The sequence below is a fragment of the Frankia sp. RB5 genome, assembly GCF_059816245.1.
In genome coordinates, this window is sequence record NZ_JCBATA010000006.1 from 166,101 (window position 1) to 179,136 (window position 13,036).

Annotated in this window: 8 protein-coding genes; 2 read left to right on the plus strand and 6 right to left on the minus strand. The window is 64.8% G+C overall.

What is annotated here, in order from left to right; all coding sequences use genetic code 11:
* Positions 1-30 precede the first annotated feature (30 nt).
* Positions 31-1,914 (minus strand): MFS transporter, encoded by a 1,884-nt coding sequence (locus AC6EXY_RS05030; RefSeq protein WP_101836092.1) that lies wholly within the window; start codon positions 1,912-1,914, stop codon positions 31-33.
* A gap of 534 nt (positions 1,915-2,448) precedes the next feature.
* Between AC6EXY_RS05030 and AC6EXY_RS05035 the strand changes: the two genes are divergently transcribed.
* Positions 2,449-3,429 carry an aldo/keto reductase gene (locus tag AC6EXY_RS05035; RefSeq protein ID WP_499818778.1) on the plus strand — a complete coding sequence of 327 codons (981 nt, stop codon included), beginning with the start codon at positions 2,449-2,451 and terminating at the stop codon, positions 3,427-3,429.
* Between the two features lie 1,338 nt (positions 3,430-4,767).
* Here AC6EXY_RS05035 and AC6EXY_RS05040 read toward each other — a convergent pair.
* Entirely contained in the window at positions 4,768-6,087 is a 1,320-nt protein-coding gene (locus AC6EXY_RS05040; protein WP_499818779.1) for an IS701 family transposase, read from the minus strand.
* A gap of 493 nt (positions 6,088-6,580) precedes the next feature.
* Between AC6EXY_RS05040 and AC6EXY_RS05045 the strand changes: the two genes are divergently transcribed.
* Positions 6,581-8,713: a DNA methyltransferase gene (locus AC6EXY_RS05045; RefSeq protein WP_499818780.1), complete on the plus strand. Its 2,133-nt coding sequence runs from the start codon at positions 6,581-6,583 to the stop codon at positions 8,711-8,713.
* A 20-nt stretch (positions 8,714-8,733) separates the two neighbouring features.
* On the opposite strand, the gene AC6EXY_RS05050 is transcribed toward AC6EXY_RS05045, so the two are convergent.
* The 4 genes from AC6EXY_RS05050 to AC6EXY_RS05065 all read right to left on the minus strand — a co-directional run bounded on the left by AC6EXY_RS05050 (position 8,734) and on the right by AC6EXY_RS05065 (position 12,832).
* Positions 8,734-10,053 carry an IS701 family transposase gene (locus AC6EXY_RS05050; protein WP_499818779.1) on the minus strand — a complete coding sequence of 440 codons (1,320 nt, stop codon included), beginning with the start codon at positions 10,051-10,053 and terminating at the stop codon, positions 8,734-8,736.
* A gap of 193 nt (positions 10,054-10,246) precedes the next feature.
* Entirely contained in the window at positions 10,247-11,236 is a 990-nt protein-coding gene (locus tag AC6EXY_RS05055) for a hypothetical protein (protein WP_499818781.1), read from the minus strand.
* A gap of 268 nt (positions 11,237-11,504) precedes the next feature.
* Positions 11,505-12,239 carry a hypothetical protein gene (locus tag AC6EXY_RS05060; protein WP_499818782.1) on the minus strand — a complete coding sequence of 245 codons (735 nt, stop codon included), beginning with the start codon at positions 12,237-12,239 and terminating at the stop codon, positions 11,505-11,507.
* 5 nt (positions 12,240-12,244) lie between these two features.
* A complete protein-coding gene (locus AC6EXY_RS05065) occupies positions 12,245-12,832 on the minus strand; it encodes a guanylate kinase (RefSeq protein ID WP_499818783.1) in 588 nt (195 codons plus the stop codon).
* Positions 12,833-13,036 lie beyond the last annotated feature (204 nt).

Below are 13,036 nucleotides of genomic sequence, written 5' to 3' on the forward strand. Positions count from 1 at the left end.
CCGCGCCTGAGATCGGGGGGAGCCTGTTGCTCAGGGTCGGGCGGAGCTCCGTCCGGCGCTGAGCGCGGCCGCGTCTGGCTCCGCTGGCGCGGGGATGGCGGGGATCGGTACCGCCGCGGTGCCGGTGCCGGTGCCGGTGCCGGTGTCCGCCGCGGAGCCCGTGCCGGTGACGGTGGCGGTCAGGGGTGCGCCGGTGGTCAGCGGGGCGGCGGTGTGGATGTACCGGGTGCCGCGCAGCAGGGAGGCAAGGGCCGCGACCAGCGACATGACGATCGCCAGGGTGAACACGATGACCAGGCCGTGGTGGAACGGCGAGGCGATGAGGTGCGGGAAGTACTCCTTGCCGGTGAGCTCCTGGGCGTCCGCCGGGGGCAGGCTGCGCAGCGTGTCGTCGCCGAGGAGGTTGTGCATCGGGTTGTAGCCGAGGAACGCGGCGAACAGGCTGCCGACCGGCGGCAGGTTCGCCACCCGCTCGACGACGTCGGCCGGCACGTGGTGGGCGGCGAGCCCGCTGCGCAGCGAGGACGGCAGCGTGGAGGCCAGGCCCGCGACCATCATCGAGAAGAACAGGCCGATCGAGAGGACCTGGCCGGAGTTCATGAACGTCGCGCGCATCCCGGACGCCCCGCCGCGGCTGTGGGCGGGAACGGCGTTCATCATGGCCGTCGTGTTCGGCGCCGAGAACAGGCCCATGCCGGCGCCGTTGAGCAGGAGCAGGGCCGCGAAGACCGGGTAGCTGAAGTTCGTCGGCAGCAGGAGCAGCCCGAGGAAGGTCACGGCGACCAGCGTCAGGCCGCCGGTGGCGAACGCGCGGGCACCGAACCGGTCGGACAGGAAGCCGGACACCGGGCCCGCCACGAGAAACCCGACGGTGAGCGGCAGCAGGTAGATGCCGGCCCACAGCGGCGTGTCGACGAAGTCGTAGCCGTGCAGGGGCAGCCAGATGCCCTGCAGCCAGATGATCAGCATGAACTGCATGCCGCCGCGGGCGATGGACGACAGCAGCACCGCGGCGTTCCCGGCGGTGAACGCCCGGATCCGGAACAGCGCCAGGTCGAACATCGGCTGCGCGACCCGGCGCTCGATCTGCAGGAAGGCGACGAGCACGGCCGCACCGCCGATGAGCGCGGCGAGGACCTTCGGGTTCGTCCAGCCCATGTCGTGCCCGCCGTAGGGCTGGATGCCGTACGTGACGCCGGCCAGCAGCACGGTCAGGCCCAGCGCGAACGTGACGTTGCCCCACCAGTCGATGCGCGCCTTCACCCGCCGCCCGGTGTCCCGCAGGCTGCGGTACGACCACACCGTCCCGATCACGCCGATCGGGATGCTCACCCAGAACACGGCCCGCCAGTCCCACTCGGAGAGCAGCCCGCCGGCGACGAGCCCGATGAACGAACCGGCGAGCGCGGCCACCTGGTTGATGCCCAGCGCCATGCCGCGCTGGCGGGCGGGGAAGGCGTCGGTGAGGATCGCCGTCGAGTTCGCCATCAGCATCGCGCCGCCGATGCCCTCCACGACCCGGAAGCCGATCAGCCACAGCGCCCCCGCCTGCCCCTGCAGCGGCGTGGCCGTGAGGCCGATGGCGGAGACGGTGAACACCGCGAAGCCCGCGTTGTAGATGCGGACCCGGCCGAACATGTCGCCGAGCCGGCCCAGCGTCACCACCAGCACGGCGGAGACCAGCATGTACCCCATCAGGATCCACAGCAGATAGCTGACGTTGCCCGGGGTGAGGGGATCGAGATGGATGCCGCGGAAGATCGCCGGCAGTGAGATGATGACGATGGAGCTGTTCACGGTGGCCAGCAGCACGCCGATGGTCGTGTTGGACAGGGCGACCCAGCGGTAGTTCGAGCTGTTCTCCCCGTCCGATCGGCGCGCCGCGTCAGTCGGACATCCCGCGGTGGTGGGCATTCCGGCGTGCTCCCTCCCAGGTTCTGGCGCAGGCGGACGCCACCGAACAGGGCATGCCGCCGCACAGGGCCGCCCGGGGCGCCGTGTGGGCCACGCGCCTGTCTGCGGTCGCGCGACCGAGCGGGTCCCCAAGCCCGAGGCCGGTGGTCTGGTGCTGGCCGCCGGCGTGTCCTGGCCGGGCGCGCGGTGGGTTCCGCCAGAAATTTACTTGTACTATGTTAACAAAATTTTCCATGTCTGCCATCCCCCCAGGCCGGACGTGTCCCATCGCACGCCCGCGGACGTCGGCCGGGAGTTCGCCGTCGCTGGGAGGCGGCCGAGCGCATGGCGGCCGGAGAGGTGGCGGCCGGGGGAGGGCCTCCGTTTCCGCGCGATTGTGTCCTGGATCCGTCCGGTGGCCTTGCGAGGGAGTGGTCAGGTCCGATCGAATCGGACGGAGACGATCCGTGCGCCAGGCCGGCGGCGAGCCGGACCCCACGCCGCACGGACTCGGCGCGGCACGGGCGAACGTCCTACGACCATGGAGGTGCCACAGTGCGTTACGTGAAACTCGGCTCGACGGGACTGGATGTCTCGAAGATCTGCCTGGGCTGCATGAGCTACGGCGCCCCGGCCCGAGGCAAGCACGAGTGGTCGCTCGGCGAGGACGAGGCACGGCCGTTCTTCCGCCGGGCGATCGAGGCGGGCGTGAACTTCTTCGACACGGCGAACGTCTACTCGCACGGCAGCAGCGAGGAGATCACCGGCCGGGCGCTGGCGGAGTTCGCCGACCGCGACGAGATCGTCCTCGCGACCAAGGTGCACGGGCCGATGCGCCCCGGCCCGAACGGTGGCGGCCTGTCCCGCAAGGCGATCCTGTCGGCGATCGACGCGAGCCTGCGCCGGCTCGGTACCGACTACGTCGACCTCTACCAGATCCACCGGTGGGATCCGCACACGCCGATCGAGGAGACCCTCGAGGCGCTGCACGACGTCGTCCGTGCCGGCAAGGCCCGCTACATCGGTGCCTCGTCGATGCACGCCTGGCAGTTCGCCAAGGCGCTCTACGTCGCCGACGCGCACGGCTGGACCCGGTTCGCGTCCATGCAGCCCCACTACAACCTGATCTACCGCGAGGAGGAGCGGGAGATGCTCCCGCTGTGCGCGGACCAGGGCATCGGGGTGATCCCGTGGAGCCCGCTGGCCCGCGGCCGCCTCACCCGCCCCTGGGACGAGACGACCGCCCGCAGCGAGACCGACGAGTTCGGCAGCAACCTCTACCTCGACTCCGACCGCCAGATCGTCTCCGAGGTCGTTCGCGTCGCCGCCGAGCGCGGTGCCCCGCCCGCCCAGGTCGCGCTCGCCTGGGTGCTGCGCAACCCGACCGTGACCGCACCCATCATTGGCGCGACTCGGATGAGCCACCTCGAGGACGCCCTCGCCGCCGTCGACCTCACCCTCACCGACGACCTCACCGACGACGAGGTCGCGGCCCTGGAGAAGCCCTACACCGCCCGTCCCGTCTCCGGCTTCTAGTTGGTGGCTTGCTGGAACTCCGCAGGAGATGGCGGTAGTGCGTCAGGTCGTGGAGGGGTTCCCTACCTGGCTGGCAACCGGACCCGGCAGGGGCATGGCCGCAGTTGGCCCGTCGCGCGTGTTCTCGACGTCTACGTCGGGCAGGCGCCCCGACACAGACTGCGCGCCCACCAGCAGGCCAGCGCCTGCGTGTCCTGATCCGGCGCTGGCGCGGCCGGCGTGTCGTGGCGGCAGCGCGCCGGTCTTCTACCCCGCGACGGCTTGCGGCCTGCGCTTCGGGGAGGATTCCGAACACCGTGCCGATCGCCTTGTCGCCCGCGATCTCCCGGCGTACGAACAGGTCACCGCGACGCCGGAACGCCTCCTGGCGCTGCTCCTGCCGTTGCGGGTCGAGCGCCTCCGGGGTCAGCCGCACCTCGTGCGCAGTCAACACCAGCTCCAGGTCCAGCACCCGCAGGGCCGCCCGGTAGCCGCGCCCACATGGGGCCGAACCAAACCGCCAGAGCCACAGGTAGCGCACCCGCCGGCGTCCGGCTACGTCCACCGGCGTCCACCCCCGTGGCAGTACGAAGGCAGTACGGAGCCCCTCCCATGAGGGTAACAGTCCGTATCCGCCGGGTTCGACGGGCAACCACCGCCAGTCTCGCCGCTGGCAAGCCGGGCGGGTCGGGCTGTCCCCTGCAACTGGCTCTATCTCTCGGCCGTCCGCTGGCGTGCCCCCTATTTGATCTTCTTTCCCCTGGTGCGCGCGACGGCGGGATGCTGACCGGATCGTGCCATCGCTGGATTGCTCAGAATCCGTCAGACCGGCGACCCGACCAGCGGATTATGAGGGACTTCCGGAATCCTCGCTGACCTCGGCAGATGCTGCGTGGCCTGCGCGGATGTCTTGCGGCGTCTGCCGTCGTCTTCGGCGGTTTCTCACGGTCCTGCGGACTGGCTGCGGACCGACCCGAGGAGCTGCGGCGGCTCCTCATGGCTCCCATTTCTTTGTCTCGTTCCCCGGTCAGCGCCTTCGCCTGCGCGGGACGCCGGTCGGGTCAAGGGTGGCGCAGCCAGTCCGCAGGACCGCCCGAAGGGCGCCCTTGACGCGGCCGGTGTCCCGTCAGATCATCGGGCGCCCAGCCCCGGGGAATGGGCACCCGACGTGAGCGGAGCAGTGCAGCGCAGTGCAGTGCAGTGCAGCGCAGCGCAGCGCAGCCGCTGACTTTAGCGGGTTTGTTCTCTGCGGCTACAGTACGCGAAGAAGGCGATCAAGCGAGCTCAACGCAGTGCTTGGCCGCTCCTCGAATCGAGTAGTTCTTTTTCGCCTGTTCCGATACATCTCGACTTTCGTAGTTATGCGGCGTCGGTTTCCCAGGCCAGGCGGAGGGTGTGGATTTCGGCTGGTGTTGGTTTCTCGGGGTGTGTGGCCTGATATTTGGTGGTGATGAGGACGCGGCGGAGCTTGGCGAGCATGTCGGCGGTGGAGGGCTGGGTCTTGGTGGTGTACCAGGGTGCGCGGTCGCGGTGGTCGGTGGCGTCGTCGGGGTGGTGGCCGGCGGTGGTGTACCAGACGACGGCGAGGGTTTGGCAGGCCAGGCCGAACGGGACGGTGCGTTCGACGGCGTGGGCTGTGCGATTGCGGGCCTGTCCGACGCCGACGAGTTGTTTGGCGTCTTCGATGGCGACTTCGATCGACCAGCGGGCGGCGTAGCGGGTGATGAGGTCGGCGGGTCTGGTGAGGGTGTCGGTGGTGACGAGTGCCAGGTCATAGGTACCGACCCGGCCGGGGTTCTCGCGGACGAGGACGACGGTGACCGGTCGGGGGCCGAAGACGCCGTACCACAGGCAGCGCACCGCGGTGACGTGGACGGTGACGGTCTGGCCGTAGCGCACGACCGTGACCGGGACGAACGTCGCGGTGGTGGCGAGTTGGGTCAGTGTGCCGAGCCGGTCGCCTTTCAGCCGGGGCCGGCCCCGTTTCCCGGTTCGTGGTGGGGCGGGGGCGAACAGCGCGGCGTCCTTGCGGAGCCGGGTCGTCCAGGTCACCGAGCTGGGCAGGGTGCGTAGCTCGTTGCCGGCGTAGGCGGCGTCGGCGACGACGTGGATCCGACGGCCGGGCAGGACAGCGGCGAGCTGTTCGACCGTGCGGGCGGCGAGCCACAGCCGGGACGCCGAGGTGGTGTCCTTACGGACCAGGCGGGCCAGTACCGGCAGGCACACCGGCCGGTCGAGCATCGGTAGCGTCACGACGATCCCGATGATCACCCAGTTGTTCCCGTAGCCGCTCTGGCGGGAGTCCTGGGCGGAGCCGTCGTGGAACCAGCTCGCCGCCCACACCTTCTTCCCACGGCGGTGGAACAGGGTGTCGTCCACCGCCACCGTCAGCGGCACGCCGGCGGGGACGAGTAGGCGCACCACGAGCCCGGCCAGAACCAGCCCGACCTCGTCGGCGGACCAGACCGCGCCGGCGAAGAACCTGTGCGCCCGGTCATGGGGCCATGCCCGTGACAGTCCAGCGCCGATCAGCATCCCGCAGACCGTGCGCCGGCCTGTCGCGGCGAGCATCCCGCAGACCAGGGCGCGGAACACCTGGAACGTCGGCGCGGTGAAACACGGCCGGAAATCAGCCAGGAGAACCGCCAGGGAAGACGGTACAGTCGCATCCGGGAGCATCGGCGTCCAGCTTTCGGGCTTGGTTCTAGGAAGCGCCGATGCTCCCCCCACCAGCCCGTCGGGCAACCCGCTTCCCTCACCGGCACGCCGCAGCCGTGCCACACCTGGAAACAACCAACCCGGCCAATGATTTAACCCAAAACACCCTAGTCACCCGCCAGGTCTCGATCAAGAAAACTGCGAAACTCGAGATACATGGGTTCAGCTTTGCGATTTTTATTCTCTCGATCTATTGAGAGACATCACTCAACCAGACCTCCTGACGTATCGCTCGACGTGGCACTCGACAGAGGACCCGAACGGTGAACCAGCTTGCGCACTCTGTCGGTCACCATCGGCAGCAGATGCCGCCGTCTCAGCAGGAGGCTGTATCATTGCCAGCTACGTAACGTAACGATCCATAAGGGTAGATCTCGACTTAGGGGCGGATCCGAGCGCGCACAGGTAGGGCAATATGCTATCCGAGACAGACAATTGAGACTGGTGGGCATTGATGGATGAGCTCGAATCGGATTTGACGGTAGGTAATGTCGGTGCCACGCTGGGTAGCTGGCGTCTTCGGCGTGGGTTGAGTGCTCGCGACGTCGCGTGGAAGCTGGGCATATCGCTGGCGGCATTCACACGGATAGAAGCGGGGGCCATCGATCCCACACCCGCACAACGAGCTGCCATCAAAGCACTGATAGACGGCCGCGCGGGTGAGAGAATAATTTTCTCATCGCACGCCCCAGGTTCCATCGATACCCCATCGCTCTTCGACGTATCATCGGATAACGTTGAGGCAAAATCTTCGCTATCGATCAATCCTCTCGACAGTATTCTTGATCGAATTACGAAACATCGAACTTACCTATCCACTAACTCCGCGTCAATTAGCGATCTACTCGCATGTCACCAAACTTCCGCTCCCACAGTAAGTCAACCGCCCAGCGGCGCTGTTTCTGCGGGGAAAAACACTTATACTTACGACGCTCACACCTATCATACGAAAGTGCCCCCCCAAGGCATCGCGGAACTCTTGCGTTACTATCTTCCTGAAGGTGGACTTATACTGGATCTTTTCGCGGGAAGCGGAATGACGGGAGTTGCAGCTAACGCGTTGGGTTACGATAGCATCCTAAATGAGCTTTCACCAGCGGCGTGTTTTATCGCGAGCCGCTTTGTCTCAAAAATTGATCCAAAAGTTTTTAAAGAAGCGACAACGTCGGTGCTCGAAGATCTCCAAGGTCTTCGCGAGAAACTCTACACTACCTATTGTCGAGACTGCAGGAAAACCACAGAGCTTCTCTACACGGTCTGGTCATACCGCGTAACCTGTCCAGAATGCACCCACGAGTTCAATCTGTGGGATGTTTGCCGGAGGTACGGCAAGACTGTCCGCGAGCATAAAATTCTCTCCGAGTTTGATTGTCCAAACTGCTCCGCGACTCTGAAGAAGAGGACCCTGCAGCGTACCATTGCCGAGCCCGTCGAGGTTGCCTACAAATGTTGCGGATCCCGCCAGCGGGAGGCTACAGCAGCCCCTGATGAATCTGACGTTAATTTGATTCTTTCTCTCGAGGCCAGTGCTGCCCCTGTGGCTGGGTACTACCCGACTCTAAGACTTCCTGATGGGGTTAATCTGGCGCAACCACGGAAGCATGGCCTCGATACAATAGACAAGTTTTATACGCATCGCGCACTTATCGGCCTGAGTCATATCTGGCGCAACATACACCGCATTGAAGACGCCCAAGTAGCTGGTCAAGTCGCATTCGTATTTACCTCGCTCTATCGCCGCGTAACTCGACTGAGCGAGTTTCGGTTCTGGGGTGGAAGCGGGAATACGGCTCGCCTGAATGTTCCATTTATATTCGAGGAGTCGAATATCTTTCTAAGCTTTGAACGAAAAGCTCGTACGATTGAAGATCATCTCCGCACAACGGCTCAGCACTTTACAGGTCGAACAGCAGTCATTGAGCAGTCAGCCACGAGTCTTGATTACTTGCCCGACAACTCAGTCGATTTGGTCTTCACCGATCCTCCGTTTGGCGCAAATATTAATTACAGTGAAATGAACTTTCTCTGGGAGTCATGGCTTGGGCGATTTACAAATTCGTCGACAGAGGCGATTGTCAACCGAGTGCAAGGGAAGACCCTCGAAGACTACGAGAAGCTGATGTGCGCGAGTCTGTCCGAGGCGTACAGAGTTCTTCGACCTGAGCACTGGATGCTTCTTGTTTTTATGAATTCGTCGGCTAGCGTATGGGAGGCTCTTCGATCGGCAGTTGAGGCAGCAGGCTTTATCGTGGTGACAGCGGATGTGTTTGATAAACAGCACGGAACTTTTAAGCATTTTGTCAGCGAAAATACTGCTGGTTCCGATATAGTGTTGCACTGCCTAAAGCCAAGTAGCTCCCGAGAACGGCTTACTAAAGATCGAGATCTCGATTTGCAAGAGTTTCTGGAGCTTGTTGACTTCGACAAGTACCTTCAACCTTATCTTCATGTTGATCGCGCGACAGAATACGACCTTCGCCGAATCTATAGTGAGTGGATTGCGCACACCTTGACACACGGAGGGCCGCTTCTCGACTTCGCACAATTCCGGGACAGCGTAGACAAGATACGAGAGTCCCGAAATTAATCTAGACTCGACTTTCGTAGTTATGCGGCGTCGGTTTCCCAGGCCAGGCGGAGGGTGTGGATTTCGGCTGGTGTTGGTTTCTCGGGGTGTGTGGCCTGATATTTGGTGGTGATGAGGACGCGGCGGAGCTTGGCGAGCATGTCGGCGGTGGAGGGCTGGGTCTTGGTGGTGTACCAGGGTGCGCGGTCGCGGTGGTCGGTGGCGTCGTCGGGGTGGTGGCCGGCGGTGGTGTACCAGACGACGGCGAGGGTTTGGCAGGCCAGGCCGAACGGGACGGTGCGTTCGACGGCGTGGGCTGTGCGATTGCGGGCCTGTCCGACGCCGACGAGTTGTTTGGCGTCTTCGATGGCGACTTCGATCGACCAGCGGGCGGCGTAGCGGGTGATGAGGTCGGCGGGTCTGGTGAGGGTGTCGGTGGTGACGAGTGCCAGGTCATAGGTACCGACCCGGCCGGGGTTCTCGCGGACGAGGACGACGGTGACCGGTCGGGGGCCGAAGACGCCGTACCACAGGCAGCGCACCGCGGTGACGTGGACGGTGACGGTCTGGCCGTAGCGCACGACCGTGACCGGGACGAACGTCGCGGTGGTGGCGAGTTGGGTCAGTGTGCCGAGCCGGTCGCCTTTCAGCCGGGGCCGGCCCCGTTTCCCGGTTCGTGGTGGGGCGGGGGCGAACAGCGCGGCGTCCTTGCGGAGCCGGGTCGTCCAGGTCACCGAGCTGGGCAGGGTGCGTAGCTCGTTGCCGGCGTAGGCGGCGTCGGCGACGACGTGGATCCGACGGCCGGGCAGGACAGCGGCGAGCTGTTCGACCGTGCGGGCGGCGAGCCACAGCCGGGACGCCGAGGTGGTGTCCTTACGGACCAGGCGGGCCAGTACCGGCAGGCACACCGGCCGGTCGAGCATCGGTAGCGTCACGACGATCCCGATGATCACCCAGTTGTTCCCGTAGCCGCTCTGGCGGGAGTCCTGGGCGGAGCCGTCGTGGAACCAGCTCGCCGCCCACACCTTCTTCCCACGGCGGTGGAACAGGGTGTCGTCCACCGCCACCGTCAGCGGCACGCCGGCGGGGACGAGTAGGCGCACCACGAGCCCGGCCAGAACCAGCCCGACCTCGTCGGCGGACCAGACCGCGCCGGCGAAGAACCTGTGCGCCCGGTCATGGGGCCATGCCCGTGACAGTCCAGCGCCGATCAGCATCCCGCAGACCGTGCGCCGGCCTGTCGCGGCGAGCATCCCGCAGACCAGGGCGCGGAACACCTGGAACGTCGGCGCGGTGAAACACGGCCGGAAATCAGCCAGGAGAACCGCCAGGGAAGACGGTACAGTCGCATCCGGGAGCATCGGCGTCCAGCTTTCGGGCTTGGTTCTAGGAAGCGCCGATGCTCCCCCCACCAGCCCGTCGGGCAACCCGCTTCCCTCACCGGCACGCCGCAGCCGTGCCACACCTGGAAACAACCAACCCGGCCAATGATTTAACCCAAAACACCCTAGTCACCCGCCAGGTCTCGATCAAGAAAACTGCGAAACTCGAGATCTAGAGCGAGGCCCCCATTTTATCGAGTGCCTCCAGTAGCAACTGGAAACAGTGCTCGTCGTTTACCCCTTGGAAGGCCTCCGTCAACTGGCGATATGCCGACTCTCGAAGAAACAAGGGAACTGCACCGGCACGAACTTGCTCAGGCCCGCTAGCTGACCCCTCCAAGGGCTTTATGGTAGAGATCGAGGAGGAAACGAATCGACTGAGGTCGTCGATGTCAAGTTTTCCTCTGACCGCGCGACGGAGGAGACTGTGTGTTTGAGGTGTTAGCCATACCCGAATAATGCCGAGGTCTACTTGTTCGCCAATAACCGTAAAGATATATAGGTTTGGATCGGAGGGGGGCGGAACATCGAAGTAAGGCTGAATCTTGATCCCGGCTGACGTGGTGACCGAGTATCTTTTCTTGCCGGTGGAACGCTCGTAAATCCACAAGTTTCTGCTGCCTTTCCGGCTGCTACCAGCGACATCTCTCCACTCTGCGATGTAGTTTTTAGGGTCTGGTGCAGCCATAGGCTCTTCGAAGTATAGGAACTGTCGTAGAGAATCTTGCCAGAGGAGCCAGCCAATCCGCATGTCTACTGGTCGCTGCGTGGTCTGGTTTTCGACCTTCCGCCGACGGCTAGAAACAAGGTCGGCGTACTGTTTGAATACATCTATCATTACATCGTTGGCGTCTGCCTCAGTCGTCGGGATTCTCACGGATCGCGTGAGTGAAGGGTGCATTAGAGTGGTGCCGCAGGCCTCCTCGATCGACTTTGACTTATAGCGGAGCATCTTGTGCTCAACCCCAAGCCCTTCGTGCATCACATCTATATTTAGATTCGACCAGCCTTGGAGAGGTATATTCTTGGCCGAGCAGTAAACGTCGCTCCAGTCTGCCTCTTCGAGCTTGCGTCCCATCATCTCCGCTACCTTCATTGCCAAACCCATTTGAACGAGGTCGCGCTCAGTGGCAGTGAAGACTGGCAGGGTTCGGGACTGCATATCTTTCCTCTCGGTCAAGAGATAATGGCCATACACGAATTCCGCTTATCGGCGATTATAGGATGCTCGCATACGCGAGTGTTTAGGGGCTCCCCGCGTGCCGAGTCCTCAGAGGACTACGTCGACGGGTCAGCCCTCCGTGGGACCTCCTGCTGGCTGAGGGCGACGCGTCCGGCGAGCACGGCCGTTCACGGCCGCGCGCAGCCGCTGCGCGGCGCGGTCGGTGCCGCTTCTTGATCCTAAAACGAGCAATTCGGCAGACACGACGTCAGGTGCCGTTGCTCGGGCGTCCGGGCGTGGCCATCGCGAAGAGTGCGGTGGTGCGGGCGTCGCGGTCGTGCTGGGTGTCGAGGTGGTGTTGGGCGGTGTCGATGGCGGCTTGTAGGTGGGCGACCTGGGCGGCTGGGAACGGGTCGGGTAGGTGGCTGAGGGGTGCGGTCACGATGCCGTCGGCTCCGGCGTCGAGGCTGGCGGCGATATGGCGGGCGGTGCCGTCCCACAGGGTGAAGTCCGGGCCGGTCGCGGTACGAAGAGCTGCGATGCCGGTTGGTGGGACCTTGGAGACCTTCGCGGCTGCGGGCAGGATGCCGGCGGCGCAGGCGGCGGCGGCAAGCTCGGGTGTCAGGGTGGTCGGGCTGAACTCCGGGTGGCTGAACAGGTAGCACGGCCTCGGCAAAGCGGCGAACAGGTCCAGGGCCTCGGCGTCGCTGGCGAGGTCTCGCAGGACGACCATCGGGACGACACCGGCGCGGGTGGCGTGGGTGATGTCGGCGGGAGTCCAGCAGCACGCGGTGAGCCGGTCCACTCCGATCGTTTCCGCCCACAGGTCGACGACTGCGGCGCGGTCGGCTTCGCTGGCCTGGTGTCCGCCGGTCGTGGTGCCGGACAGGATGAAGCGGTGCGCCCATGTTCCCGCGGCACGCCGGGCGTAGGCGGCGGTCGAGGCGGTGTCGATGGCGCCATCGGGGGTGCGGAAGGTGAGGGCGGGAAGGACAAGCTGCATCGCGGTCAGTCCACCCTGTCCCGTACCGGTGGGACGGCTCGGGTTCGGTCCGTCAGTGCGCGGTGGATGTGAACGGCGGCCTCGTCGGGCGGTCGCTGGTCGGTGCGTAGCACCAGGTCGAACACGTCCATGTCCGCGGCGGCGAGGTCGGTTTTCGTCTCGTCCCAGACGGTCAGTCGTTCGGCAACGTCGGTGCTTCCGCGCTCGCGGGCTCGGGTGGCGGTGACCTCGCGGGGGCACCACAAGAGAACTGTCACCCACCGGGCCGGATATTCGGCATGCAGGGCGTGGATGCCGGCGACCTGGCCGAGGTGCACGACTGGCACGCGGCCGGCGGTGGTGAGGTCGTCGAGGCGGGGCCGGTCGATGGCGTAGACGTTCCCGTACCGCTCGTTCGCGTAGAGAATCGCCCCCTCGGACTGGAGGCGGTCAAGCTCGTCGGCGGATGCCGCCCGGTAGGGGGCACCGGCGTTCGCGCCGACTTTCAGCCGATCGAAGTGCACATACCGATCGTCCAGCGCGGTGAGGGCGGCGGTGATCGTGTCTTTTCCGGCGGCGGGGGGGCCGTAGAGGATGACGGCGTCAGGACGCATCGCGGATCCGGCTGGCCAGGCGGCGGGCGTGCTCGGCAAGGTTGCTGCGGGCGTGGCGGCTGTTGTCGACCACATAGTGAGCATTTTCAATGTTATTTTACGTGAATTGCGGGAATGTTCCGTCGCGCGCGTTTAAGAGAAAGTCCGGCGAACCAGCCGGAGAGTGGAAGTTGTCCGACTACTGTCCGTCCAGGCGGGAGAAAT